Here is a 25,415-nt window from a genome sequence, read left to right as displayed (position 1 = left end):
TGGCCATGGCCATCATCGGACAGCCGCGCAGCTTCCATAAGCGTTTCAAGTTTCTCTGTGAGGCTGACGGCCTCGGGCACTCCGGTTTCCAGAAGTGCAGCGAGTTGTCCGTCGAGGTCGCCAACGTCCAATACTTCGAGGGCGGCAGCCTCATCCCCAACAAGTCCCCGGGGCGCCTCACCTTCTCCGACGTCACCCTGGAGAGAGGCGCCACGCAGGACCACGAACTCTTCGATTGGTTCCAGGACGTCGTCCACACCACCAGCGGCCTGGGCCTGCCGGACAGCCTCTACAAGCGCAACCTCGACATCGTCCAGCAAGACAGGGACGGCACCACGCTGCGTCGGTGGAGCCTCTCCCGGGCCTGGCCGGTGAAGTTCGTCGCGGGCGAGTGGGACAACGAGTCCGATGAAAATGTCATCGAAAGTGTCACCCTCACCTACGATTTCTTCGAGCTGGCCAAGTAGGACCCAGCCAGTCACGTACTCTCCATGAGTGCTGCACCCTGGCGGGCGCCTGACGTTGCACAGAGGCGCCCGCTCAGCCCATGAGCTGGCGAACTTCGTCACGAGCGTGGCTTCGGCGCAGCGTTCACAAAAGTCCTCGCTCGTCCCCCAGTGTCCCCTGCCTCGACTGGGTGCCGCGTCTGTCGATGTCCCCGATTTGTCGTCCGAGGCCTTTGTCCTTTCCGGAGGAAGGACATGGCGGACACCATTTCGTGCCCCTCGGGGCTGACGGGCCGCATCCGCGGCATGAAGGTGCGCGAGGAGCGGATTCTCGCGGACAGGAAGCTGGCGAAGAGCGGCGGCCAGGTGGATGAGCTGCTCTCAGCGTGCTGGGAAGAGTTGCTGGAGGCAGGCCCCTACGCCTTCGCCGACGGGAAGGTGGATTGGGGCCAGGTGCTGCAGGGGGACCGCTTCTTCGCCCTGCTCCAGGTGCGCGTCCACACCTACGGCCCCGAGTACGTCTTCGCCGTCCCCTGTCAGAACGCGGCCTGCCGGGCCCGCATCGACTGGGAGCTGGACTTGACGCAGTTGCCGGTGCGAGTCCTCTCGGACGCCAGCCGCGCGGCCTTCATGGCCGGCAACCGCTTCGAGACGACGCTGCCCGACGCTGGCAAGCGCGTGCGCTTCAAGCTGCTGACAGGGGAGGACGAGCGGCGCCTGCCGCAGCTCCAGCGCGCGGCGCCGGAGAAGCTGCTGTCTTCCGTCCTCGCCTACCGGGTGTTGGACGTCGACGGCGTGGACGCGCGCGAGAAGCGCCGCTTCCTCGAAGACTTGAGCCTGCGCGACGCGGACTTCCTCGTTGACGAGTTTGACGCCGTCGACTGCGGCGTGGACACGACGCTCGAAGTCGAGTGCCCCGAGTGCCTCATGCGCCAGGAGGTGGAGCTCCCTTTCGACCGGGGCTTCTTCCTTCCGGGGCAGGCCCGGACAGCGAGGCGCCGGGAGCGCTCCACCTCTTCCCCGGCGTGACGCTGGAGACGTGGCGCGAGGGCCTCTTCAACCTGTGTTGGCACCAGCACGGAGGCAGCGGCCTCGCAGCTCCCCTCGGTGACGCCCTGGAGTTGCCCACCTCGGACAGGGACTGGCTCCTCGAGCGCATCGGCCAGCAACGCAGTCGCGAGGCGAAGGCCTTGGAGAAGTCCGCGAAGCGGAGGTAGCGCGTGCTCAACAACGTCGGCATGGGCTTCGTCTTCACCGCACGGGACTTGGCCTCCGGCACCTTTCAGGGGGTGGAGCGCAACTTCATGAGCCTGGACAGGCGCGTGGGGTTGGGCACCACGCGGATTGAAGGCGCCTTCCAACGCCTCGGCGTCGCCATGGCCCTCTTCACGGCCGGCGCTGTCACCATCGGCGCCTCGTTCTCCCTGGCCAACGCCGCAGGTGAGTTCGGGCAGGCCGTGGCGGGGGTTGCCGCCGTCTCCGGAGCTTCGGCCGAAGAGCTGCGGCAGCTACGTGACGCCGCCCTCGAAGCAAGCCTCGCCACGCAGTTCACTCCCACGGAGTCCGTGCTGGGCCTGCGAGAACTCACCCAGGCCGGCTTCACCGCCGCCGAGGCCATGGAGCTCTTGGAGCCCGTGTTGGACCTGGCCGGTGGCTCGTTGGGGGAGCTGACGCCCCAGGGTGCAGCGGGCCTCGCGTCCCAGGCGATGAAGGCCTTCGGCCTCTCCACTGACAAGGCCTCCCTCTCCGTCGACCAGATGCTCCAGGCCGTCAACGTCTTCGCCCTCTCCGCGAACGAGTTGCCCCTGGCCCTGGGCACTGCGGCCCGAGGCGCACAGGCCCTCAACCAGGAGCTGCCCGAGACGCTCATCGCCTTGGGGCTCGTGAAGAACGTCGTCCCGGGCGTGGAGCGCGCGTCTACCGCCGTGGCCGTCGCCATGGAGCGCATGGCGGACCCGGAGGTGCAGCAGCAGTTGCGAGGCGTCGGTGTCGCCGTCACGGACGCGGGCGGCAACTTCCTCAGCTTCCTCGGCATCCTCGACAAGCTGTCCCCTGCTCTCGAGCAGATGACGGCGGCCCAGCGCAGCGCCTTTCTCTTGAAGACGTTCGGCCGCGAGGCGTTGGGCGGCGTGAATGCCATCCTCAAGCAGCTCACCGACGGCGTGCGCAAACAAACCGGCGAAGTCGTCCGCGGCGGCGCGGCCCTCGAGTACCTGCGCGACGAGTTCACGAATGCAGGGGGCACGGCCGAGAAGTTCCGTAAGCAGATGCTCGACACCTACGAGGGGCAGACGAAGCTGCTGGCCGGACGCATGAAGGCGCTGGCCATCGTCCTGGGGGAGCCGTTCGACGAGGTGTTGAAGCCTCTCGTCGCCCTCGTCGCCGACGCTGTGAAGCAGGTGCTGGGCGTCTTCGAGGCATTGCCCAGCCCCGTGAAGCGTGCCCTCGCGGCCTTCACGCTGGCTGCCGGGGGCGTCATCGCCCTCGTCGGCGCCGTCGTCTCCGGCCAGGTGGGCCTGGCGCTGCTGGTGGTGGGCCTCAAGGTGCTGGGCCTCACCGTGGGCGGGTTGCTCGCCACGGTGCTTCCGGCCGTGGGCGCTGTCGTTCTCCTCGGCGTCGCGGTGGCTGGCCTCGCCTACGCGGTCCGCAACAACCTCGGGGGCCTGGGCGACTTCGCGCGGCGTGTGCAGGAGCAGGTGACGCTCGCCTTCCGCGGCCTCGTCCAGCTCTTCGAGGACGGCGGCTTCTCGGGGGCAGTGCGCGAGGAGTTGGGCCGCGCTGAAAACGCCGGCCTGAAGGACTTCCTCATCAACCTCTACCTGTGGGGCCATCGCCTCCACAGCTTCTTCTCGGGCCTCGCCGACGGCTTCTCCTCCGGACTCGAAGCCGCGCGCCCTACCCTCGAAACCTTCCAGACGACGTTGCGGCGGGTGGGCGAGGCGCTGGGCTTCCTCTCCGAGAGAGACGACGCGGCCACCGCAGCCTCGAAGTTCGCGGCCTTCGGCGAGGCGGGGGCCACGGTGGGGCGCGTCCTCGCCCGCGTCTTCGACTTCGTCGTCATGGGCATGACGGCCGGTGCCGAGGTGGCGGAGGGCTTGGCCGGGCAATGGCACTACATGAAGGCCGGCGTCGACGTCCTCCTGGGCAGCCTGGCGCACCTGGGCCGCGTCCTCGGTGGGGCGCTCTCGGGCCTTTTTGGCACCACCTCCGCTGTGCAGCAGGGCACCAGTGGGTGGACGCTCATGGGGGAAGCCATTGGGTTTGCCATCGGCAACATCACCACCGTCGTGGGCGTGTTGGTGTCCGCCATCTCCCTCGTGGTGTCGGTGGTGGGGGGCATCCTCAACGCGGCCCTGGCCGCCTTCTCTGGCATCGTCGACGTCTTCTGGGGTGTGGTGTTGATGCTGAGTGGCATCCTCACCCGCGACTGGGCCGAGGCGTGGACGGGCCTGAAGCTCATCGTCTTCGGGGTGGTGGACGCCATCTCCGGCGTCCTCCTGGAGTTGGTGGGCGCCATCCTCGGCGTCGCGGACGCGGTGGCGAGCCTCTTCGGCAAGGACACCGGCCTCCAGCAGGCCCTGCGCACGGCTCGGCTGGGCCTCCACCGGGACTTGTCCGTCGCCTTCGGCCTCGAGGACTCCCCCAGCTCGGCCCCGGCGCCCGTCGCCTCCACGGCCTCCACCTTGCCGGCGGAGTGGCCCCTGGAGTCCTCGTCCATGCCGGCCGTGGCAGCCCTCCAGGCCTCGCTGCCCCAACCCGAGGTGCTCTCTTCGCAGCCCGACGCGCCTCCCGCCGCGCCCGTCCTCGTGAGTGTCCAGGTGGACGGAGAGGTGCTTGCCCAGGCCACGGCGCGCGCCGAGCGAGACGCCGCCTCCCGCAGCTTCTCCCCCATGGCGTCTTACTGAAAGGCAGGCCCCACGTGTCCTTCGCTGCTGGCCTCGCCCGTCCTCCTCGCTGCGTGCTGGTGAATGTCCTCACCGGAGAGGCCATGCAGTGCCTCTTCAACCCCACGCAGCTCACCGAGAAGTGCCAGGTGAATTGGAACCGCCTGGCGGTGCCGGGCCTCTCCCACCAGGTGCTCCAGTTTCAGGGCACCTCCAACCGGCAGCTCTCGGGCGTCGAGTTCTACCTGGACGCCTTCTTCGCCGCCCAGCAGGCCGACACGTCCAACATCATGGCGTTCCGCGCCTTCGTCCGCGCCCTCACTGTGCCCCCGGCCGGTACCGAGGGCGTGCTGGCGACGGCCCCCCCGCGCGTCCTCGTCCTCTGGCCCGGCGTCCTCACCGTGGAGTGCGTCGTCGCCAGCGTGGAGTTCCAGTACCGCCAGCTCGCCGTCGATGGCCGCGTGCTCGTCTACACCGCCACCGTCACCTTCGAGGAGGTGTTGGACACGCGCGTCACCTCCGAGCAGCTCCGCCAGGAGGTGCCGTAGTGGCCCCTCACGCCGGCAGTCGCTACTCCTTCTCCCTCGGCCTCCGGGACGAGGCTGGCCACCTCTTCCTCAGCGAGAGAGTCCCTTACGGCTTCCAGCCGCACGCGGACACGCGCGTCCACCTCGTCGCCGAGGGCGACTCCCTCTGGGGGCTTGCCGGGCGCTACTTCGCGCCCCTCTCGCGTGCTTGCGGCTTCTGGTGGGCCATCGCGGACTTCCAGCCGGAGCCCATCATCGACGCGACGCTGGAGCTGGAGGCTGGGCGGCGCGTCTACATCCCCTCGCTGCGCGTCCTCACCGACGTCATCCTCAGCGAGCAGCGGCGGAGGGTCAGCGAATGACGCGGCCCCTCGACAGGACTGCGCCTGGCGTGCGCCTCACGCTGCTGGCACACGAGAGGGCCCCCAGCGGCGAGCCCCTCTCCCTTGAGGGCCGCGTCCTCGGCCTCACCTTCGAGGACAGCGCGACGAAGGCCGACAAGCTGTCCCTCCAGTTGGACAACTTCGACCTGGCCCTCTTCGACAGGGCGGAGCTGGTGGGCGGCACGGTGCTGGAGGTGTCCTGGGGCTACCCGGGGCTCATGGCTCCTCCGCGGCGAGTGGTGGTGAAGAAGCTGAAGGGCTTCCAGGTGCTCACCGTCGAGGGCCAGGCCCTCAGCGCCCTCATGCACCGCGAAGCGAAGACGCGCACCTGGGCGGGCAAGACGCGCGCCCAGGTAGTGCGCGAGGTGGCCGCCGAGCACGGCTACGAGGAGGACTCCGTCCACGTCGAAGACACCGGAGAGTCCTTCGACACCATCCACCAGGCCGGGGAGACGGACGCGAGGTTCCTCCGGCGCCTGGCCGCGCGGGAGGAGTTCCAGTTCCACGTCGACGACAGGGGCCTCACCTTCGGCCCGCGCAACCAGGCCGCAGCGCCCACCCATGTGCTGTGGTGGTACGCCGACTCAGGCCGGGGCGACGTCCTCTCGGTCAACGTCGAGTCGGAGCTGGGCCGCCGAGTGGGCAAGGTGGACGTGCGCGGCCGGGACGCCATGGCCAAGAGAAACCTCGAAGCCCAGGCGAGCAGTGGCACCGTGGAGCGCACCACCCTCGCGGACTTCCTCGAGGTGGTGGACAAGCGCACGGGCACCACGTCGCTGCAGCTCCGCAACAGCACCACCAGCGTCCAGCCCACCTCGGCATCGACACCCGCCCAAGCCCAGCGCGAGTCCGATGCCCGCTTCCGACGCGCGGAAGCCGGCACGGTGAAGCTGTCCCTTCAGGTGGTGGGGAACCCCAGCTTGCGCGCGAAGTCCGTCGTGGAGGTGCGCGGCATCTCCAGCTTCCTGTCCGGGAAGTACTACGTCACCGAGGCGAAGCACGTCCTTTCCTCCTCCGGCTACACCACCGACTTGAAGCTGTCGCGTGACGGCACGGGGCAGCGTCAGCAAGCCAGCGCCGAGAAGCAGGGCCAGCCCCAGGGCGGACAGCCCAACACCAGCGCACCCGAGACGACTGGGGCACTGAAGGAAGTCGAGGCATTCGAGCGGGACACCGGCACCCGGTACATCGAGTACCGCCGTGACGGACAGCCCATCGGTGTCGAGGACCCCGAAGCAGGAATGAGTCTCCCCAGGTAGCGAGCCCACCATGAGCACCTTCGACGACGACATCCTCACCCACGACACGCGCCTCCTCGGCATGTACGTGGGCTACGTCACCAGCCGCGACGACGGCGATCAGCTCGGCCGCGTCCGCTTGTGCATTCCTGGCGTCCTTGAGCCCGAGTCCGCCTGGGCCTGGCCCCTGGGCACCTCCGGGGGTGGCGCCAAGGACACGGGGTTCTTCGCGGTGCCGCACGTGGGCGCCGAGGTGGCTGTCTTCTTCAACCAGGGCGACGTCGACGCCCCCTACTACCTCAGCGCGCACTGGGGGAAGCCGGGCGGTCAGAGCGAGGTTCCCGAAGAAGCCCAGGTGTCTCCGCCCGACAACCGCGTCCTCGCCACGCCCACCTTCCGCATCGAGATGGACGAGTCCGCAGGCCACCGCAAGATGAAGCTCACCAACCGGAAGACAGGCGACTGCCTCACCTTCGACGCGGAGGAGAACACCGTCACCCTGGAGGCCACCACCGCCCTCACCCTGCGGGCGGTGGGCGCCATCTCCCTGGAGGCGGCCCAGGTCACCATCGCCGGGCGGGTGGTGCGTCCCATCGCCGAGCCGATTTGAGGAAGCCCATGGCGCTGCCTATCTGCATCCACATCCCCCCGCTTCCCGAGGCGCCTACCCTCACCCTGCCTGGCGGCGCCACCTTGCAGCACCACCAGCTCCTGCAGGCTGTCCAGCCAGCCCTCGCGCCGCTCACGCCCCTCTTCGACATCATCGGCGCGGTGCTGGCCCTCGTCGAAGTCGTGAAGGCGATACCTGACGCGCTGGGGCCTCCGCCGGACCCGACAGCCATCGCCGCGGCCCTGCCGAAGCTGGCCGAGAAGGTGTCCAAGCTGCTCCGCCTCGTCCCCCAGCTCTCGGTGCCGTACACCGTGGTGGGCGTCATCGACATCGTCCTGGGCGAGCTGGGCCATGCCCGTGGCCAGCTCCTCCACCTGCAGTTGCGCCTGTCGAGCGTCGGGCAGGCCCGGATGCGCGCCGTCCAACTCGGGGACGCGGGCCTACTGAGGGTGGCCGGCTGCGCGGAGGCCAATGTCGCCCAGGAGGCCGTCAACGTCGGCAAGGCCTTGGCCGCCCTCTCCCATCTCATGGCCCTCCTCAACGTCCTCCTCGGCCTGGTGGGCGGCCCCCAGGTGCCGGACTTCTCCAGCCTCGAGGGCAGCGCGCTGGAAGAAGCCATTGCCCCCCTCGATGCCATCGTCCGCACGCTGCAGCAGGTGCGCGCAGCCATCCCCGTTCCGTGAGGAGGACGTCATGAGTCGAGCCCGCCAGAATCTCCTCGTCCCCTTCCGCAGAGACAGGAAGCGGGACTTCGCCGTGGGCAGCGGGGCCGAGCTGCTCGCCTCGAAGGTGCGGCAGGTGCTGCTCACGGAGGGAGCGACGCCCCACTCCACCGGCGAGATGCCCTGGCGCACCAGCTTCGGGGCCGGACTCTCGCGGCTGCGCCACCAGCGCAACGACACCGTGCTGGCGGAGCTGGCGCGCGTGTACGTCCGTGACGCTCTCGCGCGCTGGCTGCCTGGCGTCCAGCTCGTGCAGGTCCGCGTCGAGCAGGACGCAGCCACGCTGACGCTTCGTGTGCGCGTGCGCGTGGGTGACACGACGGCGGACTTCGACGTTCCCCTCCAACGGGGACCTTGAGTTGCGAGCAACAGCCGGTCGGACACAACGCTCCGAAAGCTCTTACTGAAGTCCTACTACCGGCTCGTCAAACACGACTCATGGTCTTCAGGCACGAGGGCGATTTGCCGCTTGTCGTGAATGTCCCCGCGCAGCTTCGGGAGCGCGGAGCAGAGCTGCTCCAGTTTCTTGAACCGCTGGGAGACGAGCCACGGCCACACTCACTTTCGCTCAGCCGGCAAGACATCCCTCAGCGGCGCAAGAAGGCTCTTTACCTCCTCCGGGTACGACGACGCCCAAACCGAAAGGAAAGCCCTCCGAACCGTTTCCGCAGCGAGCAGGCGGAGCTGTCGTCCGACCTGAGAGAAGAGAAGGTGCGGGTCCATGTTGGTGTGCCGTACCGATCTAACAACATCGGAAACCCACTGCTGGTCTTCGTAGTCCATGTGCAGCGCCACGGCCAAGATCCCGGCTTTGTTCTCAAGTACCGCCATAACCTGATCGTAGACGTATTCCTCTGGGCACTCGCCAGGAAGCCGATAGACCCGGCCCTCGTCCGAGGTCTTCTGTTGTGAGTCCCCGTCGATGAAGCAGACCGAGGAGAACGAAATGGCCGGGTTCTTGTTGTGGTTCTCGTTGATCTTCACGGCGGTTCCATCACCCGCCATCGAGTGGACTTCGACGTGGTCAACGGCGATGTCCTTCTGCGACCGCAGCATCGCCATCACCCAGTCCGACGCGAACGTATCCTCCGTGAAGATTGCTAGCTTGGCCTCGATCTGTCCGGTGATGGTCCGAAGCGCATGGATGTCGAGCTTGCCTTGGAACACCTTTCCATCCAGTGAGGCCCAAATCGCATCGGAAGGCAGCGGTTTAAGCGCGTCGTTGGAATGAGTGGTGAAGATTGCTTGGACCTTCTTTCGCTCGGCGACATCGATGAGGTACTCAACCATCCGAACGGTTGCCACTGGATGAAGGCCGTTCTCGATCTCCTCGATAAGGATGAGCGCACCATCCTTAGTAGCCTCTGTCGCCATCACCATCCGGATGATGCTCGACTCACCAGCACCGAAGTGGAACTCCGAGTAGCGAGCCCCCCTTCCTGTCGTCCCAGCCAGCATCGAAACCCGACCGCGCTCATCAACCCGAATTCGGGTATAGCCAGAGACCTCTTTGCCAAGAATGCGCCGGATCGCATCAAGCGCACTCTTCTCGATCTGCTCGACGCGCTTCTCGCCGACCTCAAACTTCGTGGAGGCGTACTGCCGCATCTCACGCCGTTCGTTCGCAGGAACAGTGCGCGAAATGCCGAAGGCAACGACGTCGCGAGTCGCAACCGACTCCCTCTTCCACTTGTAGCTGCGGAAGCTGGATGACCGGCGAACGGGCTCCTTCTGATTGATGTCCCGGTCGATCAGCTCGTACTCAATCCGCCAGTCCTGCATGCTGTCATCGATGGTCCCGCTCTTCGCGAAGTACATCTGCGGCTTGATGATCTTGTAGGCACACCCCGCAGCTCCCAGGATCGTGGTCTTTCCTCCTCCGTTCGGCCCAATCAGGGCCGTCACCGGGAAGTCGAAGTTGACCACTTGGTTCTCAAAGCCCCGAACCTTCTCGAGAACCACCCGCATGAGGTACTTCTCGTAGTTGCGCTTCCGCACCTTCGAGATCAGTGCGTTGACTTGCGTCGGCCGAATTTCGCTTTGGAATACCTGCATAGGTCCCTTCCCTTACAGCCAGACCGGCGGCCCGGATGTTCGCACGGAAAATCCGGACGGCCCAGTGACCTCCCGCCTGACCCACCCTGGCGGGCCGCCTCCTTGCCGCCCGGTTCCGACAGCCAAACCGAACAAATGGCCTCTGTCCCCCAGGACAGACCTGGACTCGAAACCCTGGACCCACTGCACCGCAGGAGGCCGACATCTCGTTGCCGGACACGCAAGGCGCCTGCCTCCCTGAATAGTCGAGAGGTTACAACCCGTCGGGAGCACCAACCGCAGCATCACCACGACAGTCGCCGGCACGGACCACGAAACGCCTCCGAGGCATGGCGTACCAACGGCAAGCTGGCACGGTCGAAACGCCCGAAGCCCAAACGAGGTAACAAGTCGACCGCAGCGGTCGTGAAGAGAAACAGCGCGTGCAGCCCTGCGGCAGTCCCTGGTGATACGGGCCCCATCCGTCACTTGGTCCGTGCCAGCATGAACTTCCTCGCCTGCCCGACTTAATCGTGGGCGACCGCGCCGAACTTCGTGGATTTGGCGGCCCCCGACCTCTCGTCCTCATCGCGCGACGACATGTTGAGGCGACCTAATCTCGGTCGCAACCTAAGACGAGGCGGATCCCGACTCGAATCGATGTCCCCGATGTCCCCTGAAAAGGTGGCCCCAAGGCCTTTGCCTCCCGATGGAGGCCTTCGCCGACGTGCCACTTCTTCCCGCGTCCACTGACTACACCCACCGCGACTTCGACGCCCTGCGCGCACGCCTCCTAGCGCTGGTGAAGAGCGTCTTCGCCGACTGGAGCGACTTCGAAGTCGCCAGCTTCGGCAACCTGCTGCTGGAGATGTACGCCTTCGTCGGTGACGTCCTCGGCTTCTACCAGGACAACCTCGCCCGCGAGTCGCGCCTCGTTTCGGCCACCCAGCGCCGCAACGTCATCGCCCTGGCGCGCATGCTGGGCTACCGGCTTCACGGCGCCCAGGCGGCCACGGCTGAAGTGGAGCTGCGCCTGGCCCAACCTCCCACAGCCACCGTCACCTTCCCCGCTGGAACCGTCGTCCGCACCCAGGAGGTGACGGAGGCCGTCCGCTTCCAGCTCCTCTTGCCCGTCACCATTCCAGCCGGCGCCAACCCGCCGCGCGTCCTCGCCGTGGCCGAGCACTCGAAGACGCACACCCAGCTCTTCGACGCCCGTGGCCTCACTGACTTCGAGGTGCACCTGGACTTCGCCCCCTACCTCGACGGCTCCGCACGCGTGTCCACCGCCCAGGGCGCATTCACCGAGGCCGACACGTTCCTCAACTCGCGCGCCGTCGACGCCCACTTCCTCGTCTCGGTGGACCAGGGGGACAAGGCCACCATCCGCTTTGGCAACGGCACCAACGGCCTGCCGCCCGCTGGCACCGTGGCGGTCGTGTACAAGACGGGCGGCGGCGCGGCCGGCAACGTGGACGCGGGCCGCCTCGTCGTCGTGGAGGGCAACTTCCGGGACGTGCACGGCCACGCGGTGCAGGTGGCCGTCCATAACCCCTCCCCCGCCTCCGGCGGCGCGGATAGGCAGACGGTGGCCTCCGCGAAGCTGCTCGCCCCCGAGAGCCTCCGGGCCCTGACGCGCACCGTCTCCCGCGAGGACTTCGAAATCAATGCCCGCCGCCTCCCCGCTGTGGCGCGCGCGCTCATGCTGACGTCCAACGAGGACGCCTCCATTCCGGAAAACGCCGGCATCCTCTACGTGGTGCCCCAGGGCGGCGGAGTCCCCACGCCCGCGCTCAAGGCCCAGGTGCTGCGGCAGGTGACGGAAGTCTACCCCTGCACCCTCACCTTCCAGGTGAGCGTCCAGGAGCCGGTGTACCGGCGCGTGGACGTCTCCGTGCGCCTCTTCCTGCGCCAGGGCGCTTCGGCCCAGGCCGTCTCCGCGCGCGTCCGCCAGGCGCTCGCCGCCTACTTCCGCATCAGCGAGCCGGACGGCACGCCCAATCCGCGCATCGACTTCGGCTTCAACGGCAAGGACGCCCAGGGCGTCCCGTCCGGCGAGGTGGCCTGGTCTGACGTCTTCAACGTCATCCGCGACGTGCCCGGCGTCCGGAAGCTGGGCGACTCGCGCATGGACTTGACGCTCAACGGCCTGCCTGCGGACGTGAAGCTAACGGTGCGGGAGCTGCCGGTACTCGGAAGCGTCACCCTGCAGGACGGGGACACCGGAGGGCTCCTCTGACATGGCCCTCCTGAACCCCAGCTTCGAGGACGCGGGCGGCCAGCCCGGCGAGGCTGCCCACTGGACACTGACGGCGGTGACTCGCCTCGAAGCCCTGGCGGGCTTCGGTGTGCCGGAGGAGTCCTGCGAGGACTTCGAGCGCTGGTACGTGTGGCGCGCCGCCCTCTCCGACGTCCCTGTGGCCCTCGCCTTCTTCGGCCAGCGCGAGGGCTTCGAGGCCTTCTCCCGAGGTTGGGACAACGACGCCTTCCTCTTCGAACTGCCGCCCGCGCAGCTCGTCCCGCACCGCTTCGAGGGGCAGGCCGTCGAGACATGGGGCCAGGAGCCCTTCCTCAAAGACTGGGGGGACGCAGCTTCCGTGGAGGGCCTCTTCAGCGAGTCGCCGCGGGAGGACTTCGAGCAGCGCTGGCACACCAACGAGGCCTACGCCTGGCGCTGGGAGGACGTGACGGCGCGCGTGGCCCTCTTCAGCACCACGCAGCCCACCGAGGACTTCAACACCGGGTGGCCTGCAGCCACCACGCAGTGAGGACACCATGGCACTCGCAGACTGGACCTACCTCAATGGCGGACTGGACATCGCCACCGTGGACAGAGGCGTGACGGCGGGCATTGCCCGTCCCCCGGGCGGCAGCAACTTCCTCTTCGCGTTCAACTCGCTGTCGGCGGCGCAGGGCGCTGTTGGCCTCTTCGCCAACCTCCCGGACTTCGCCCCCATGGCCAAGGGAGGCAGCATTCGTGGCTGCCTCCAGCGCGGGCCCGGTGGCGGCCCCACCGGCTTCTCCCCCTTCCTCTTCCTCTGCGGGCAGGGCACCTCCGTCAACGACTCCGCCTACCTCCTCGGACTCTCCGACGACGAGCCGCACCGGGTGGTACTGCGAAAGGGGGCGGTGGCCACGGGCCTGCCTGACGCGGACGGCCCCGGCGTCCTGCTGAAGTCCTCGGCTAGCTTCTCGCAGGGTGCCTGGCTGCACCTGCGCCTGGACGTCATCGTCAACGCCAACGGCGACGTCGTCCTCAAGGCCTTCCACAACGACTTGGCCGCGCACCCGCTCGGCACGCCTCCCGACTGGCAGCCCGTGCCGGGCATGGCCGCCTTCATCGACGACGCCCTCGGCATCAACTCCGGCAGCCAACCCCTCACCTCCGGCCGGGGCGGCTTCGGCTTCGCGGTAAAGGACGTCACGCGCCGCGCCTATTTCGACTCGCTCGAGCTGTCCCGGCAAGTGTGACGCCCATGGCCCTCACCGCCTTCACGAGCCGCCTCGGCCTGGGCCAGGGACGCATTCGTCCCCAGCGGGCCACGCCCGCCTCGGGCGAGTACCTCTTCGTCCTCGGCGACGAGGAGCCTGGGCGCCGCTTCGAGCTGGCTCCCGGGGACTATGCCGAGGTGACGCAAACCGTGGACGTCACCGGCGTGGACCTGGTCCGCGCCGCATTGCGCCTCCGTGTGCCTTCAGGCGCCCCGGCGGGCCTGGCCTGGGAAGCGTCCCTCGTCGTGGGCGGGGTGAAGTACGCCCGCTGCCTCGGGCGCCCCGGCCGCGAGCGCCTCGTCACGGACATGGCCGCCAACGTCTCGAAGCTCTCCGGCGTCCACACGGTGGGCGTCCGCCTGGAGCTCGTTTCCCCGTGAGGTGTCGCTATGGCCACGGTTGAGCTGCCCACCCTCTACGTCGACACCGTCTCCCTCTTCGCCGAGACGCGCCGCCCCCTCCTCCTCAACCGCGCTCCGGGCCCCGAGGAGGAGGACGTCCCCGTTGATGCCGCGCTGGAGCTGGAGCTGGTGGACGTCGGCGTAGACGGCATCGCCCGGGCGTCCACCCGCGTCTGGGTGGACGGAGTCCTCGCCTTCGCGGGCGGGGACAGCGTCGAGGTGCAACCCGCCTTCGCGGGGCCGCTGGCGGCGGCGACGCAGACGGCGGACACCCTGCGTGTCGTGCTCCACCCGGCGGTGCCGCTGGCCAGCCAGGCCACCGTCTCCGTGCACGTCATCTCGGCCACGGCCGGTGGCGCGCACCTCCTCGACGAGACGTACACCTTCACCGTGGAGGACAGGACGGCCCCGCGCCTCGTGGGTGCGCAGGCCGTGGGGCCCAAGTCCGTGCGCCTCGCCTTCTACGAGTCTGTCCGGGTGCCGCCCTCGGCGTGCTTCACCCTCACCCCGCGCGGCGCGCCCGCCGTCCCGGTGGTTGTCACCGAGGCCGCAGCAGACGGCCTTCTCGTCCACTTCGCCCTCGACACGGAGCTGACGCCGGACGTGGTGTACGAAGTGCGTGTGGAGGGCGTGACGGACGCGCACGGCAACCTGGTGCTCGCCCCCTACCACCGCGCCACCTTCGCGGGTTTCCGGCCGGCCAGGCCGCCCTCTCGGCACTTCCGCCTCTGGGACATGCTGCCCCGCCACAACCGCCGCGACGACGTGACGGGCGACCTGCACCGCTTCGTGTCCTGCCTCCAGGAGGTGACGGACTTGCTCCTGTCCGACTTGGACGCCTTCCCCGACGTCTTCGACTTGGAGCGCGCGCCGGAGGCATTCCTGGACGCCATCCTCCAGGACTTGGGCAACCCCTTCGCCTTCGAGCTGGACGTCCTCGCTCGGCGCCGTCTGGCCGCCATCCTCGTGCACATGTACCAGCAGAAGGGCACCGCACTGGGCCTGCGCAACGCCATCCGCTTCTTCTTGGGCATCGAGGTGAGGGCCATCTCCCCCTTCGCCTCGGACACCCTCGTGCTGGGCGAGTCCGAGCTGGGCGTCGACTGGGTGCTGGGCCCTTCCGAGCGATTCGCCCGCTACGCCTTCAACGTCGAGGTGGACCGCCTTCTCACGCTCTCGGAGCGCCAGCGCCTGCGCGCCCTCGTCGAGTACCTCAAGCCCGCGCACACCCACTTCGTGGACATGGTGGAGCCCTTGCCGCCCATTCTCCCCGAGCACTGGGAGCTGGGACTCAGCGAGCTGGGCGAAACGACCGTCTTGCACTGAAGCTCGCTCAGCATGTCCCCGATTTCTCGCGCCCGGCCTTTGTCTTCCTCTGGAGGGCACAGGCATGAGCAACCGGCTGGATTTTTTCTTCAGGCAGAAGGTGACGGAGGCGGAGCTGGACTTGGCCTTCGCGCAGTTGGAGCAGGCCGACCGCAACCTCGCCTCTGACTTGGGCGTCCACGGTGTCATCTCCGGGGCCGTGCCCGCGCCGCACTCTCCCGTGCCCAACCTCTCCGTCGACCTGACGGCTCCGGGCCGCGCCTACGACAACCTCGGCCAGCGCATCTTCTTCGGCACCGGGCAAACGGTGGACTGCGCGGTGGACGTCTCCGGCATCCCCACCGACGTCTCCACCTCGGGCAGCGAGCGGTGGGTGGGCATCTTCCTGCGCTTCACCCGACTGCTGTCCGAGCCGCGCACGGACGGCAACTCCCAGCAGGTGTACTTCCGCCGCGACGAGTCCTTCGTGCTGGTGGTGCGCCAGGCGCCGGAGGGCCCCGTCGGCCAGGCGCCCAAGCCCGCCCTCCAGCCCGACGAGCTGCTGCTGTGTGACGTCCGGCGGCGCCCCGGGCAGACGCAGATTCTCGCCGCGGACTTGGACACCTCCCGCCGGCAGGCCTTCATCTTCGCCCGGGGCACCTCGGTGGCCGTGGAGAGCGGCACCTGGGACGTCCTGAGCCCCAGCACGGAGACGGTGCAGGCGACACTGGACGAGGTGGACGCCGAGTTGGCCGGGCACTTCTCCGGCGCCGCCCGGCGACACGGGGCTGGTGCCGTGGACTACGCGCCCCACGGATTCATCACCTCCACCACCGTGCAGGAGGCCGTGGACGAAGTCGCGGACAAGCTCTCCTCGGCCGCTGCTGGCACACCGGGCGCCTCCCGCGTGGGTGCGGACGCGGTGCCCGGCACGCCCAACCTCCTGCCTGCAGGCACCGTGGATGCGCAGCTCTCCTCGCTGCTGGGCTTCGTCAACGCCCACCAGGGCGCGGCCACGGGGGCCCACCACGCCAGCGCCATTGGCGCCACACCCCACGGCTACATCAGCGGCACCAGCGTGCAGGCTCAACTCCAGGAGGTCGTCACCCGCCTCGGCGAGACGACGGCAAACAGTCCCGGCGCCTCTCGTGTCGGAGGAGACGCGCTGGCCGGGACGCCCCACTCCCTCCCTGCCAGCAGCCTGCGGCAGCAGATGGCCGCGCTGTTGGGCTTCCTCAACGGGCACGTCACCCAGTCCGCCGATGCTCACGCGGCCTCCTCCGTCTCCGTCGCGGACGCGGGCAACCTGCTGACGGCGGGCACCGTCGAAGCGGCCCTCGCGGAAGTCCTCTCGACCTTCAGCGGCGGGCACTTCCGCGGCAACGAGACGTCGGCGGGCCAGCACAAGGCCATCCTCCAGCCCGTCCTGGGCGCCGGTCGCGTCCTTCTCCTCGACACCCAGGGCGCGGGCGGCGCAGCCGCGCGGCTGCGCCTCTACGCCGACAGCGACTCGGTGTGGTTCACCCTCAACGCCGCCTGGAATGGGAGCGCCTGGGCCCGCGACACCACCGGGGCGGCGGCGGGCGGTTTCCGCCTCTCACGCAACGAGGCCGAGTTCCTCCATGACGCCAGCCTCACCGCCACCTTCGCCTCCTGGACGCGCACGTTGCGACTCCCGCTGAGTAGCACCGCCAGCAACACCTCCTTCGAGTTGGCGGGCAGCGTGCGCGAGGTGGGCCGGCTCGGCCTCCAGTACAGCAACAGCGACACTGTCGCGCATGACAGCCTGGCCGGCGGCGGCTCGGTGACGTTCCGCAGTCGCTTCCCCTCCGCGCCCTCCTCCATCACCCTCAGCCCCTACGCCTTCTCCGGAAGCTTCGTCGGCAATCCCACCGTCATGGTGCCGGACAAAGACGGCTTCGCCTTCTACAGCCACCAAAACCTCCCAGGCCTCGCCGCGACGTACTGGTTCGGCTCATACACCGCTGTCGCGTAAGGGCGCCCCCATGGCCATTCACGAAGTCACCACCGACGACGTACTTCAGCGCTGCGCCCGGTGCGGCAGTGGCAATCGCCTCTCCCTCGATACCCTGGAGGTCGGCGTCGCGCGTCGGGAGGACGTGGACGACAGCCTCGTCCAGCTCCCTCCCTGTCCCGCCTGCCGCTCCACCGAATTTCTCATCCGCGCCGCCGAGAGCGAGCCGGCGCATCCGGCGCCAGGGAGCTTCGGACACCTGCACCGACTCCTCGTCGGCCATGTCCACGCAGAGCTCGTCCAGCGCGGACGCCTGCATACGGTGCTCAAGCCCAAGGGGGGCGGCGCCAGGAAGGTGGCCGTGCATCCCCTGTCGCAGGAGGCTCGCGAGCGCTGGTTCCCGCAGGGCCTCCGAATCGCGGTGCTCGCCGACGAACAGCCCCGCGCCCCTGAAGAGTCCAGCCAATAGACACACACCACCAGCAAAACCAGACCCCACACCCCGAAGCAGTCCGAACATCACTCTTCTCGGTTTGCTATGCCTCGAAGATAGAGCATGTATGTCTTCGCGCGCACCCCACTGCGCGAGGGGAGACTCATATGTATATCGGCACCACCGCAATCTACCTCGGCGACGAAGTCCCCGGACACAAGCAGCAGGAGGTCCGCATCCTCGCGGTCCACAGCCGTGGACACGACGTCAAGGCTTCGGACCGCGTCGAGGTGGCCCGCCTCCTCCCGGATCGCACCTGCAGCCCCACGCGCGTCACGGTGCGCGCCGACGACCTGAGCTGCTTCTTCTACTTGATGGATGAATAGAGGCCGCGAGGCCACTCGTTGCCCGCCAAGCCGCACCGAATTCGCAGCACCGAAATCACCAGCACGCATTGGGAGAGACACATGTTCGGAACCGACACCACGTACCTCGGCAGCGAAATCCCCGGCCTCCGGGGGCAGAAGGTCCGCATCTTCGCGGTGCTGCGCGGCGCCCTTCGCCCCGACGCCAACCCGGACGCGGACGACTACTACGTGAAAGACGACGAGACGCTGGCGCGCCTCGGAGGCGTCACGGCCGAGGACTGCATCGACGCCGCCCCCGTCCTCCCGGACGGCACCACCCCCTTCGTCCATGTCGATCCACGCGCCATCGACTTGGAGTGTTTCGCGCACCTGAGCAAGCCTAGCGGGCAATGACTTGCCATACGCGCAAAACAGAGCGCGTATGCCTCACGCGCGCCGCCGAAGGCGCACGGAAAGACGAAACAATGACACCCCGCAAGCCCCGGCCCGCCAAAACCACGAAGCCCACCCCGGCGCCCGAAGAAACCCTCGAGCGCATTGCGCGCGAAGAGATGGACATCGAAACACTAAAGAGGCGCTGGAGCGACAGCCTCGACTTCCACAACGTGGGGGTAGGGGAACTGAGGAATGCCCTCGAAGCGGCCTACCAAGCCGGCAAGCGCGACGCCGGCAACACACCCAGCAAATAGCGCCTTCCCTCCCTCGCTCCAGGAGGGCCCCAGCAAATAGACACACACCAACAGCGAAACAGCTCCCTGCGCCCGTCACAGCCAGGGCGACCCCAAACCCTCTCCACTCGACTTGCTATGCCTCAAAAACAGAGCGCATATGCCTCGCACGCGCCTGCCCAAGGCGCACAGGGAGGACGAAACAATGACGCCCAGCAAGCCGCGCCCCAGCAGCCCCTCGAAGCCCGCCCGGGCGCCCGCAGAAACCCTCGAACGCGTTGCGCGCGAGGAGATGAACATTGAAACACTGAAGACACGCAACAGCGACAGCCTCGACATTTACGAAGTGGCGGTATGGCAACTGAGGGACGCCCTCGAAGCGGCCTACCAAGCCGGCAAGCGCGACGCCAGCAACACACCCACCAAGTAGTCCACCACCACCGACGCCCCGCCCAGCGGGGCAGCCGCGCACGAGGGCCGCCGGGCCGCCCCCGTGAACGGCAGACGTGTACCCACGGCCCGGAAAGGAAAACACCACCATGCCTCGCAACGCCGCACCGAAGACGACGAAGACGACGAAGACGACGAAGACGACGAAGACGAAGAAGCTGGAGTCCATGAACCTGACGGAGCTGCGCGCCCGGTACCGCGAAGTCGTGGGCGAGGAGACGCGCAGCCCCAACAGGACGCACCTCATCCGCCGCATCGAGGAGGCACTCGCCGCGAAGAAGCGGAGAAGCCCCACCCACCGGGCGACGGCCGCCACCCCCAGCGCGCCTCCGGCGCCTGCCGCACGGGCCGACACCCCGGCCGAGGGCACGCAGCCGGCTCCCCGTCGCGGGCGCTTCGCCAACATGTCGCTCGAGGAGGTGCAGGCGAAGTACCGCGAAGTCGTGGGACGCCCGACAGGCAGCAGCGACATCCCCTACCTCAAGTGGAAGATCCGGGAGGCGGAGGCCGGGCGCGTGCCGGTGGGCCCCCGTCCCGAGCGCGAGGTGAAGGTGGGCGAGGACGGCAAGCGCGTCATCCCCCTCTCCTTCGACGCGGAGGACTTGGCGGTCCTGGACAAGGCCTGGCGCGACGCGGGCATCCCGAGCCGGACTCGTTTCTTCAAGCGCGCGGTCCACCGAGAACTCACGGCCATGGGCGCCACCGAAGCCGCCGCGCGCTTCGCCCCAAAAGAGGAGGAGTGAGGCCCGTACCCACTCGCCCCAGCAGGACAACGAATAGGCCGAGAGGCCCCCAACCCGGACGCGCTCCGCCCCGCCGTCCACACGCGAGGCGGGCGCCAACATCGCCGTGAAGTGGAACACCGCCCGAGACCTTCGACCGGCCCCTCTTTCAACGCAGTCCCCAAGGGAACAACATGAAGACACGCAGCGAATTGGAAGCAATGACCGTCAAGAAACTGCGCCGCTATGTCATCGACACCGGAAACAGTTTCCCCTACCTGGGGGAAACCAGGAAGTCGGAGATCATCGACAAGCTGATGAAGATTCAAGCCGAGCGGGAGGGCACGAAGCCCGCCCCTGCCTCCAAGAGGGCGCCCTAGCCGCAGCCCCTCTCCATTCGAGGGCCTTGCCGGGCTGCGACAGGCGCGTCCGGCAAGCCACGCGAGCAGGCCGAAATAGGGCCCGAGCGCGCACGCCCTGCCTCACCGCCAGCCACATGCTCCATCAGGAACAGCGTCCCGGCCCGAACGCCAATGCCCCGGACAGCACATACACCCCAAAGACAGCAGAGAGGACTTGATACGCTCACCCACAAGAGCGTGTATGCCTTTCGCGACGGGCAACAAAGCACCGCGCGACTCCGCAGGAATATCGACTATGAGCGCCACGGCCATCCCTACCTTCATCGTCCCGGTCAAGGTTGTTGATTTCAGCAACACCGTATTGACGCTGACCCTCGGCAAGAGCCGGTACGGCACGGCCCAGCCGCAACTGGACATCTTCCTTCAGCCCGGCGCCACCCACCGGCAGGTGAGCGCGCTGCTCCACACCTTCGCCGCCAGCCTGGAGCTGAACACCCCCAACAGCGAGCGGTGGATTGTGCAGTCCGAGCGCCTCTCGGAGCCGAACCACGGCCGCATCTACCTGGAGCTGGCCGAAGGCGACGAGGCCGAGGCCATGCGGGGCATGGCGCTCCTCAACATACTGCTGGGCTGAAGGAGAGGACGGCGGGAATCCGCGCCGCAGCACCGCGCGGGTTCCCGGCCATACGAAAGCCGTCCATGCTCGCGGACGCACTGCCTACAGGCGCCGCACCCCAAGACTCGACTTGCATAACGCATCAACAAGAGCGCGTATGTCTTTCACAACGGGGCGACATCCCTACGAAACGCGAGGATAACGATGGCCACGACGAGCCAGCAACTGATGATGGTGGGACAGCGCACCGCGCGCTATGGGATTCCCCAGCCGTACATCGAGGTGCGATTCCCGAGGGAGATACGCCAGCGCACGCTGAACGCCGCCCTCCATCGCATCTACGCCGATGTTGAGATGGCAACCTCGGAGCGAGAGTGCTGGAATGTACGCATTGAGCTGCTCCCAGACATACTCATGTACTCCGGGGGCTTCGTGTACGTGGAGCTTGCAGAGGGAACACCGGAGGAAGCGGAGCGGGCGATGGCGATGCTCAAGAGCCTCGTGGGTTGACCCCTCCTGAGCCCCTCGGCATGCGGCGCGCGCACGCCAGGAGCCCTGCGCAGGTGAGAGGCTCTTCCGGCTGAATCAGCGGGAGAGGCAGTGGCAGTCCGCTCCGGGCTATGCCGCCAATCCCCAACGCCCTGCCGGCGAGACAATCACACACGCTGGAATTCCGCCCACCGCCGCCAATCCAGGCAGACTGGCCGCACCCATTCACAGGCGCCCGGCGCAAAAACCCGCGAATTCCCGCAACTATCCCAGACACCTGAAACCCACCCAACCAGACGTCGAAGAGGACTTGCCTCATTCGCACACAAGAGCGTGTATGTGTTTCGCGACGGGCGCCACAGCCCCGCGCGAATGCGAGAGGCGAACTCCATGAAGACGCTCCGGTTTGGAATTGAGATTGAGACGGTTGGCGCCAGCCGCCAGAAGCTGGCCCACGCGATTCAGGGCGCGGTGGGCGGGCACGTTTCCGGCGACTACCGAGGCTGGCAGGTGACGGACCCCCAGGGCCGCGCCTGGAAGGTGGTGCCTGACGGCTCGCTGAGCGGGGGCGACTACAGCGGCGAAATCGTTTCCCCCATCCTCACCTACCAGGACCTGGACGCCTTACAGCATGTGGTGCGCGCCGCCCGCGAGGCTGGCGCCCGCGCCGACGCCTCCACCGGCATCCACATTCACGTCGACGGCAGCCGCTTCGACGCGAAGGGCGTCACCAACTTGGTGAAGATGGTGCACAAGCAGGAGCGCCTCCTGGAGACCGCCCTCGGGGTGAGCGCGGCGCGGCTGAGCCGCTTCTGCAAGCCCATTGACGGGGCCTTCCTCCAGCGGCTGGAGGCCCGGCGCCCGCGCACGCTGCAGGAGGTGAACGAGGCTTGGTACGGGCGCCGCAACCTCGCCCCGCAGCGCTACGACTCCAGCCGCTACCACGGCCTCAACCTCAACAGCCTCTTCTTCCGGGGCACGATTGAATTCCGCTACTTCAACGGCTCGGTGCACGCGGGCGAGGTGAAGGCCTACGTCCAACTGGTGTTGGCCCTCGCCGCCCGCGCCCTGGCCTCGAAGGCCGCCTCCAGCAAGCGCCGCGACTTCAACCCCGCCACCGCCAAGTACGACTTCCGGGTGTTCCTCCTGCACCTGGGCCTCATCGGCGAGGAATTCAAGACGGCCCGCCTCCACCTCCTCAAGAAGCTGGAGGGCAGCGCCGCCTGGAAGGGCCAGCGCCGCGACAGGCGCGGCCCGGGTGGGGGTGGGGACGGCTCGCCCGGCAGCGAGGGCTCGCAGGGCGACGCAGGGGTCGCTCCGGGCAACACGCCCACCGAAGCCCGCGCCGCCGCGTGACGGGGCCTTCGCGGGCGCCACGAAGCCCTGGCGCCTGCCTGCGCTGGCGCCAGGGCCCGAGGAAGGAGCCCGGGCACCGGGCCCGCACCTTCCTGCGGTCCTCGCGCCCCTCCCTCAGACAGCGCTTGCTTCAATGGCGAACCAGAGCGTGTATGTCTTTCGCGAAGGGCAGGTGCCCCTCGCCAACCGCGAGACGCAATAATGAAAGCATACGGAGTTAATCGGAAGGACCGGGGCAACTGCCGATGGGGCTGCTGCCCATCGCACGGCAGGTACCCCACAAAAAGCTACGACGGACGTCTCTCTCGGAAGGTGCACGTCCGCGGCACCCGGCTCGCACACAGGCGCGCCCGTGCCCTTGAGGCGGTGGAGATCCTCAAACTGGCCAAGGAGGTCGCGTCTCCTCGGGATGACGCTTCGGACCAGGAATGAAGAGGCCGCTCGCCGAGGAGTATCTCCTCGTGCCTGGGTTGGAATCAGAACCGACAACGGCGGGCCGCGCCCGCCTCGAATGCGAGAACCGCATGCTCTACTTCGCCTACGGCTCCAACCTCGACAGGGCCCAAATGCGCACGCGATGCCCCGGCGCCACCGTCGAAGCCCGGGCCACCCTTCCCGGCCACACCCTGGTGTTTGGCGGCTACAGCCGCCGCTGGGGCGGCGCAGTCGCCAGCCTCCAGCGCGTGCGCGGCGCCCACGTCGAGGGGTTGCTGTACCGCCTCACCCCCGAGGACTTGCGCGCCCTCGACACCTTCGAGGGGCACCCCTTTGCGTACCGGCGCGCCGCCCGACTGGTGACGGACAAGGCCGGCCACCGCCGCCGCGCGCTGGTGTACCTGCAGCCCGAAGCAGGCTTCGAGGCCTGGCCGCCCGCTGGCCGCTACTTCCGCGTCCTCTGGCACGCCTATGGGCGCCTGGGCTTCAACCGCGCCGCGCTCGCGGGCGCCCTGGGCGGTGCGGCATGAAGCGCGCCTCAAAGTCGACGCGCGTCTTCGTCTACGGAACGCTGCTGTCCGGCGAGCCCAACCACAGACTCTTGTGCGGCGCACGCCTCGTCGGCCTAGCGCGGACGCTTCCCCGCTTTACCCTCTACGACTACGGGCCCTTCCCTGCCCTCGCCTCCAGGGGCAAGCACGCTGTCGAGGGAGAGATGTACGAAGTCGACGCGCTCATGCTGGCGGCGCTCGACAGGCTCGAGGGCCACCCTCGCTTCTACCAGCGCACGTCCATTGCCCTCGACGGTGCCGGCCGCGTCGAGGCATACCTGTTTCCCAAGGGGCGGTTGGCTGGCCGCCCCATCATCGAGTCCGGTTGCTGGCGCACTCACCTGAAGGAGAAGAAGTCATGATGATCATCATGCGCGACGGACGTGTCTTCGAGGGCACGGCCGTCCAAATCGTGAAGGGAATGCAGAACATCGCCTTCGGCGTGGAGCGCCTCTCCATTCCCGAGTACATCGACTGGGTGGTTGCCAATACCCAGCGTTTCGAGTCCGTCGCGCTGCGCGTGCAGGGCGCAACCGCCGAGGAGAAGGCCGCGTCCCTGGTGGATGAAATGCTGCGCGAGGGCTTGGCGACGCGAGGGTGAGCCGTGCCGGCATGGCATGCCTCTCAGGGTATGCCCATGCGGCCCGGGCCCGTCCGCCGGCCGAAGCGCCCTGTTTCACCTGATGTTTCACACACGTCCAGGAGGCGCGCCCCTCATGCGTGGTGCTCGCCACTACTGAGGGGCAACTCTCTCGCGCCGCGAACAACCCACTCCCGTAGTGCTTCCTGCTCCGGGGGGTGAGCGCACGCCGAGTCATTCGCCTCCACCAGCCTCAACGCATCCTCCGCTCCCAGTACGTGCGACGCCGCGACCTCTGCTCGTCGGTACTCCTCTTTCGCCCTGGCGAGCCGCGTCCGCGATTCGGCACTCCCGTCCATCGTCGCGTACGCTCGCTGCAACGCCACCTCCACCCGCCGCAGTTCTTCTGCGAGGGCCTCCCGCTCGCTCATCGTCATCCGCATTCCCCACAGCACGCGACGTGCCAGTTCGCCGGGCGACTCACGCCAACAACCATTTCCGTGAGGTCACTGCGTATTGTCACCAGAGGCGGGCGCTCCCTTCCTCCACTCAAGCAATACTCGACTACGACACATGCCCAAAGAATGGTAATCATCACCCGCCGTCTCAACGCGCATTCGCCCCGAATACACAGCAAGGCGAGTAAAGCCACACATGCCCAAAATTCCACGTCCTCCCGTTTCGGCTCAGGGTTCATCCTCATCCACGAGGCAGCCGCTCCGCCCACCCGCTCCGAAGTCCCCAAGCTTTATTGAGGCGGCCTTCCGCACCGCCCTCGATGAGGAGCTGGCGCGCCCACTCGCAAGCCTCGTCGCGAGACTGGCCGAGGTGGCGAAGCGTCTCGCCCCAGGGCCCCAACAGGAAGTGTCGCGCCAGCGCCCAGGCCACGACGCGCGGCCTCCGCAACCCGCTCCAGCGCAGCACCTGCCCCCGCGCCCACCTCCCGCGACTACGGCCAGGGCGTGTGCCGTCATCGGCTGCCAGCGCCCCCACCGCAGCCAGGGCTACTGCGGAGCGCACTACCAGAAGCGGCGCCTCATGATGGCGACAGGCCGCCTGCATTCCGCGTGGGTGGAGGACGCCGCACCCCGCAGCATCCCCGACGTCATCCTCCCGCGCGGGCGCAAGCCCAAGGCTGACACCGCGCCTGCTACGCCACCCCCCACCGTCAACCCTGCCCCTCGCATGTGGGTGCGAAAGAAGGGGGCGACGGGGACGGACGGCCCCTCCAGCCCTGGAGCGCCAACGCCTGCCGGGAAGCCGCCAGCGAGTCACCTTCCCTCGGATGGCGAGCGCGCCAAGGCCACCGCTCAGCGCTGGGCCAGCGAGTTCCGCTCGCGGACGCGGCGCGGCTGAAGCGCCCCCGCC

The 25,415-nt window shown here is 68.0% G+C and carries 32 protein-coding genes; 30 read left to right on the top strand and 2 right to left on the bottom strand.

Annotation, left to right across the window (positions count from 1 at the left end; translation table 11 throughout):
- Positions 1–5: 5 nt before the first annotated feature.
- The 10 genes from FMP39_RS27610 (at position 6) to FMP39_RS27565 (ending at position 8,168) form a co-directional block, all read left to right on the top strand.
- Entirely contained in the window at positions 6–467 is a 462-nt protein-coding gene (locus FMP39_RS27610) for a phage tail protein (RefSeq protein ID WP_141593132.1), read from the top strand.
- A gap of 234 nt (positions 468–701) precedes the next feature.
- Positions 702–1,475 carry a hypothetical protein gene (locus FMP39_RS27605; RefSeq protein WP_141593131.1) on the top strand — a complete coding sequence of 258 codons (774 nt, stop codon included), beginning with the start codon at positions 702–704 and terminating at the stop codon, positions 1,473–1,475.
- On the top strand, positions 1,472–1,663 hold the full coding sequence (locus FMP39_RS27600; protein WP_141593130.1) for a hypothetical protein: 192 nt from the start codon (positions 1,472–1,474) through the stop codon (positions 1,661–1,663). Before FMP39_RS27605 ends, FMP39_RS27600 begins: the two co-directional genes overlap by 4 nt.
- Positions 1,664–1,666: 3 nt before the next feature.
- A complete protein-coding gene (locus FMP39_RS27595; protein WP_141593129.1) occupies positions 1,667–4,351 on the top strand; it encodes a phage tail tape measure protein in 2,685 nt (894 codons plus the stop codon).
- Positions 4,352–4,365: 14 nt separating this feature from the next.
- Entirely contained in the window at positions 4,366–4,878 is a 513-nt protein-coding gene (locus FMP39_RS27590) for a peptidoglycan-binding protein (RefSeq protein ID WP_141593128.1), read from the top strand.
- Positions 4,878–5,219, top strand: coding sequence for a hypothetical protein (locus FMP39_RS27585; protein ID WP_141593127.1), 342 nt, complete (start codon positions 4,878–4,880; stop codon positions 5,217–5,219). The genes FMP39_RS27590 and FMP39_RS27585 overlap by 1 nt, the downstream gene beginning before the upstream one ends.
- The gene (locus FMP39_RS27580) at positions 5,216–6,499 is read left to right on the top strand and encodes a phage late control D family protein (RefSeq protein WP_141593126.1); all 1,284 of its coding nucleotides are present in this window, start codon (positions 5,216–5,218) and stop codon (positions 6,497–6,499) included. Before FMP39_RS27585 ends, FMP39_RS27580 begins: the two co-directional genes overlap by 4 nt.
- 10 nt (positions 6,500–6,509) lie before the next feature.
- On the top strand, positions 6,510–7,088 hold the full coding sequence (locus FMP39_RS27575; protein ID WP_141593125.1) for a phage baseplate assembly protein V: 579 nt from the start codon (positions 6,510–6,512) through the stop codon (positions 7,086–7,088).
- A gap of 8 nt (positions 7,089–7,096) precedes the next feature.
- On the top strand, positions 7,097–7,771 hold the full coding sequence (locus FMP39_RS27570; protein WP_141593124.1) for a hypothetical protein: 675 nt from the start codon (positions 7,097–7,099) through the stop codon (positions 7,769–7,771).
- Between the two features lie 10 nt (positions 7,772–7,781).
- Positions 7,782–8,168, top strand: a complete 387-nt coding sequence (locus tag FMP39_RS27565; protein ID WP_141593123.1) for a GPW/gp25 family protein — start codon at positions 7,782–7,784, stop codon at positions 8,166–8,168.
- Between the two features lie 200 nt (positions 8,169–8,368).
- Here FMP39_RS27565 and FMP39_RS27560 read toward each other — a convergent pair whose 3' ends face one another.
- Entirely contained in the window at positions 8,369–9,865 is a 1,497-nt protein-coding gene (locus tag FMP39_RS27560; protein ID WP_141593122.1) for an AAA family ATPase, read from the bottom strand.
- Between the two features lie 688 nt (positions 9,866–10,553).
- Here FMP39_RS27560 and FMP39_RS27555 point away from each other — a divergent pair.
- The 19 genes from FMP39_RS27555 to FMP39_RS27465 all read left to right on the top strand — a co-directional run bounded on the left by FMP39_RS27555 (position 10,554) and on the right by FMP39_RS27465 (position 24,068).
- Positions 10,554–12,083, top strand: a complete 1,530-nt coding sequence (locus FMP39_RS27555) for a baseplate J/gp47 family protein (RefSeq protein WP_141593121.1) — start codon at positions 10,554–10,556, stop codon at positions 12,081–12,083.
- Between the two features lies 1 nt (position 12,084).
- Positions 12,085–12,612 carry a hypothetical protein gene (locus tag FMP39_RS27550; RefSeq protein ID WP_141593120.1) on the top strand — a complete coding sequence of 176 codons (528 nt, stop codon included), beginning with the start codon at positions 12,085–12,087 and terminating at the stop codon, positions 12,610–12,612.
- Positions 12,613–12,619: 7 nt separating this feature from the next.
- Positions 12,620–13,315 carry a hypothetical protein gene (locus FMP39_RS27545; protein WP_141593119.1) on the top strand — a complete coding sequence of 232 codons (696 nt, stop codon included), beginning with the start codon at positions 12,620–12,622 and terminating at the stop codon, positions 13,313–13,315.
- Between the two features lie 5 nt (positions 13,316–13,320).
- Positions 13,321–13,716 carry a hypothetical protein gene (locus FMP39_RS27540; protein WP_141593118.1) on the top strand — a complete coding sequence of 132 codons (396 nt, stop codon included), beginning with the start codon at positions 13,321–13,323 and terminating at the stop codon, positions 13,714–13,716.
- 9 nt (positions 13,717–13,725) lie between these two features.
- The gene (locus tag FMP39_RS27535) at positions 13,726–15,063 is read left to right on the top strand and encodes a phage tail protein (RefSeq protein WP_141593117.1); all 1,338 of its coding nucleotides are present in this window, start codon (positions 13,726–13,728) and stop codon (positions 15,061–15,063) included.
- Between the two features lie 64 nt (positions 15,064–15,127).
- Positions 15,128–17,038, top strand: coding sequence for a hypothetical protein (locus tag FMP39_RS27530; protein WP_141593116.1), 1,911 nt, complete (start codon positions 15,128–15,130; stop codon positions 17,036–17,038).
- A gap of 10 nt (positions 17,039–17,048) precedes the next feature.
- Positions 17,049–17,486, top strand: coding sequence for a hypothetical protein (locus tag FMP39_RS27525; RefSeq protein ID WP_141593115.1), 438 nt, complete (start codon positions 17,049–17,051; stop codon positions 17,484–17,486).
- 131 nt (positions 17,487–17,617) lie between these two features.
- Entirely contained in the window at positions 17,618–17,836 is a 219-nt protein-coding gene (locus tag FMP39_RS27520) for a hypothetical protein (protein WP_194858591.1), read from the top strand.
- Between the two features lie 81 nt (positions 17,837–17,917).
- A complete protein-coding gene (locus tag FMP39_RS27515; protein WP_141593114.1) occupies positions 17,918–18,211 on the top strand; it encodes a hypothetical protein in 294 nt (97 codons plus the stop codon).
- A gap of 71 nt (positions 18,212–18,282) precedes the next feature.
- Entirely contained in the window at positions 18,283–18,507 is a 225-nt protein-coding gene (locus FMP39_RS27510) for a hypothetical protein (RefSeq protein ID WP_141593113.1), read from the top strand.
- A gap of 184 nt (positions 18,508–18,691) precedes the next feature.
- Positions 18,692–18,916, top strand: a complete 225-nt coding sequence (locus FMP39_RS27505) for a hypothetical protein (RefSeq protein WP_141593112.1) — start codon at positions 18,692–18,694, stop codon at positions 18,914–18,916.
- Positions 18,917–19,103: 187 nt separating this feature from the next.
- Complete coding sequence (locus FMP39_RS27500; RefSeq protein ID WP_228558386.1) at positions 19,104–19,679, top strand: DUF2924 domain-containing protein; 576 nt, start codon at positions 19,104–19,106, stop codon at positions 19,677–19,679.
- A gap of 173 nt (positions 19,680–19,852) precedes the next feature.
- Positions 19,853–20,038, top strand: a complete 186-nt coding sequence (locus FMP39_RS27495; RefSeq protein ID WP_141593110.1) for a hypothetical protein — start codon at positions 19,853–19,855, stop codon at positions 20,036–20,038.
- Positions 20,039–20,315: 277 nt separating this feature from the next.
- Positions 20,316–20,654 (top strand): hypothetical protein, encoded by a 339-nt coding sequence (locus tag FMP39_RS27490; RefSeq protein WP_141593109.1) that lies wholly within the window; start codon positions 20,316–20,318, stop codon positions 20,652–20,654.
- A 186-nt stretch (positions 20,655–20,840) separates the two neighbouring features.
- Positions 20,841–21,146, top strand: coding sequence for a hypothetical protein (locus FMP39_RS27485; protein WP_228558381.1), 306 nt, complete (start codon positions 20,841–20,843; stop codon positions 21,144–21,146).
- A gap of 369 nt (positions 21,147–21,515) precedes the next feature.
- Entirely contained in the window at positions 21,516–22,481 is a 966-nt protein-coding gene (locus tag FMP39_RS27480; protein WP_141593108.1) for an amidoligase family protein, read from the top strand.
- A 524-nt stretch (positions 22,482–23,005) separates the two neighbouring features.
- On the top strand, positions 23,006–23,446 hold the full coding sequence (locus FMP39_RS27475; protein ID WP_141593106.1) for a gamma-glutamylcyclotransferase family protein: 441 nt from the start codon (positions 23,006–23,008) through the stop codon (positions 23,444–23,446).
- Positions 23,443–23,829 (top strand): gamma-glutamylcyclotransferase, encoded by a 387-nt coding sequence (locus FMP39_RS27470; protein ID WP_141593105.1) that lies wholly within the window; start codon positions 23,443–23,445, stop codon positions 23,827–23,829. Before FMP39_RS27475 ends, FMP39_RS27470 begins: the two co-directional genes overlap by 4 nt.
- Positions 23,830–23,837: 8 nt before the next feature.
- Complete coding sequence (locus FMP39_RS27465) at positions 23,838–24,068, top strand: hypothetical protein (protein WP_141593151.1); 231 nt, start codon at positions 23,838–23,840, stop codon at positions 24,066–24,068.
- Between the two features lie 113 nt (positions 24,069–24,181).
- Here FMP39_RS27465 and FMP39_RS27460 read toward each other — a convergent pair whose 3' ends face one another.
- The gene (locus FMP39_RS27460) at positions 24,182–24,484 is read right to left on the bottom strand and encodes a hypothetical protein (RefSeq protein ID WP_141593104.1); all 303 of its coding nucleotides are present in this window, start codon (positions 24,482–24,484) and stop codon (positions 24,182–24,184) included.
- 601 nt (positions 24,485–25,085) lie between these two features.
- Here FMP39_RS27460 and FMP39_RS27455 point away from each other — a divergent pair.
- Positions 25,086–25,403, top strand: coding sequence for a cell wall protein (locus FMP39_RS27455; protein ID WP_228558380.1), 318 nt, complete (start codon positions 25,086–25,088; stop codon positions 25,401–25,403).
- Positions 25,404–25,415: the final 12 nt, after the last annotated feature.

The organism is Myxococcus sp. AB056 (assembly GCF_006547365.1).
Lineage (GTDB): Bacteria > Myxococcota > Myxococcia > Myxococcales > Myxococcaceae > Myxococcus > Myxococcus virescens.
The sequence above is the reverse complement of the archived record's forward strand: the minus strand, read 5'-3'. Positions and strand labels throughout refer to the sequence as shown.

What these genes read in the sequence shown, in the direction of transcription:
- FMP39_RS27555 (WP_141593121.1), top strand. Translation starts at nt 10,554, where the DNA reads ATGGAGGCCTTCGCCGACGTGCCACTTCTTCCCGCGTCCACTGACTAC.
- FMP39_RS27535 (WP_141593117.1), top strand. Translation starts at nt 13,726, where the DNA reads ATGGCCACGGTTGAGCTGCCCACCCTCTACGTCGACACCGTCTCCCTC.
- FMP39_RS27580 (WP_141593126.1), top strand. Translation starts at nt 5,216, where the DNA reads ATGACGCGGCCCCTCGACAGGACTGCGCCTGGCGTGCGCCTCACGCTG.
- FMP39_RS27485 (WP_228558381.1), top strand. Translation starts at nt 20,841, where the DNA reads ATGGCCACGACGAGCCAGCAACTGATGATGGTGGGACAGCGCACCGCG.
- FMP39_RS27510 (WP_141593113.1), top strand. Translation starts at nt 18,283, where the DNA reads ATGACACCCCGCAAGCCCCGGCCCGCCAAAACCACGAAGCCCACCCCG.
- FMP39_RS27520 (WP_194858591.1), top strand. Translation starts at nt 17,618, where the DNA reads ATGTATATCGGCACCACCGCAATCTACCTCGGCGACGAAGTCCCCGGA.
- FMP39_RS27460 (WP_141593104.1), bottom strand. Translation starts at nt 24,484, where the DNA reads ATGACGATGAGCGAGCGGGAGGCCCTCGCAGAAGAACTGCGGCGGGTG.
- FMP39_RS27470 (WP_141593105.1), top strand. Translation starts at nt 23,443, where the DNA reads ATGAAGCGCGCCTCAAAGTCGACGCGCGTCTTCGTCTACGGAACGCTG.
- FMP39_RS27525 (WP_141593115.1), top strand. Translation starts at nt 17,049, where the DNA reads ATGGCCATTCACGAAGTCACCACCGACGACGTACTTCAGCGCTGCGCC.
- FMP39_RS27455 (WP_228558380.1), top strand. Translation starts at nt 25,086, where the DNA reads ATGATGGCGACAGGCCGCCTGCATTCCGCGTGGGTGGAGGACGCCGCA.
- FMP39_RS27545 (WP_141593119.1), top strand. Translation starts at nt 12,620, where the DNA reads ATGGCACTCGCAGACTGGACCTACCTCAATGGCGGACTGGACATCGCC.
- FMP39_RS27610 (WP_141593132.1), top strand. Translation starts at nt 6, where the DNA reads ATGGCCATCATCGGACAGCCGCGCAGCTTCCATAAGCGTTTCAAGTTT.
- FMP39_RS27465 (WP_141593151.1), top strand. Translation starts at nt 23,838, where the DNA reads ATGCGCGACGGACGTGTCTTCGAGGGCACGGCCGTCCAAATCGTGAAG.
- FMP39_RS27495 (WP_141593110.1), top strand. Translation starts at nt 19,853, where the DNA reads ATGAAGACACGCAGCGAATTGGAAGCAATGACCGTCAAGAAACTGCGC.
- FMP39_RS27515 (WP_141593114.1), top strand. Translation starts at nt 17,918, where the DNA reads ATGTTCGGAACCGACACCACGTACCTCGGCAGCGAAATCCCCGGCCTC.
- FMP39_RS27500 (WP_228558386.1), top strand. Translation starts at nt 19,104, where the DNA reads ATGAACCTGACGGAGCTGCGCGCCCGGTACCGCGAAGTCGTGGGCGAG.
- FMP39_RS27475 (WP_141593106.1), top strand. Translation starts at nt 23,006, where the DNA reads ATGCTCTACTTCGCCTACGGCTCCAACCTCGACAGGGCCCAAATGCGC.
- FMP39_RS27575 (WP_141593125.1), top strand. Translation starts at nt 6,510, where the DNA reads ATGAGCACCTTCGACGACGACATCCTCACCCACGACACGCGCCTCCTC.
- FMP39_RS27570 (WP_141593124.1), top strand. Translation starts at nt 7,097, where the DNA reads ATGGCGCTGCCTATCTGCATCCACATCCCCCCGCTTCCCGAGGCGCCT.
- FMP39_RS27480 (WP_141593108.1), top strand. Translation starts at nt 21,516, where the DNA reads ATGAAGACGCTCCGGTTTGGAATTGAGATTGAGACGGTTGGCGCCAGC.
- FMP39_RS27605 (WP_141593131.1), top strand. Translation starts at nt 702, where the DNA reads ATGGCGGACACCATTTCGTGCCCCTCGGGGCTGACGGGCCGCATCCGC.
- FMP39_RS27505 (WP_141593112.1), top strand. Translation starts at nt 18,692, where the DNA reads ATGACGCCCAGCAAGCCGCGCCCCAGCAGCCCCTCGAAGCCCGCCCGG.
- FMP39_RS27530 (WP_141593116.1), top strand. Translation starts at nt 15,128, where the DNA reads ATGAGCAACCGGCTGGATTTTTTCTTCAGGCAGAAGGTGACGGAGGCG.
- FMP39_RS27550 (WP_141593120.1), top strand. Translation starts at nt 12,085, where the DNA reads ATGGCCCTCCTGAACCCCAGCTTCGAGGACGCGGGCGGCCAGCCCGGC.
- FMP39_RS27565 (WP_141593123.1), top strand. Translation starts at nt 7,782, where the DNA reads ATGAGTCGAGCCCGCCAGAATCTCCTCGTCCCCTTCCGCAGAGACAGG.
- FMP39_RS27540 (WP_141593118.1), top strand. Translation starts at nt 13,321, where the DNA reads ATGGCCCTCACCGCCTTCACGAGCCGCCTCGGCCTGGGCCAGGGACGC.
- FMP39_RS27490 (WP_141593109.1), top strand. Translation starts at nt 20,316, where the DNA reads ATGAGCGCCACGGCCATCCCTACCTTCATCGTCCCGGTCAAGGTTGTT.
- FMP39_RS27560 (WP_141593122.1), bottom strand. Translation starts at nt 9,865, where the DNA reads ATGCAGGTATTCCAAAGCGAAATTCGGCCGACGCAAGTCAACGCACTG.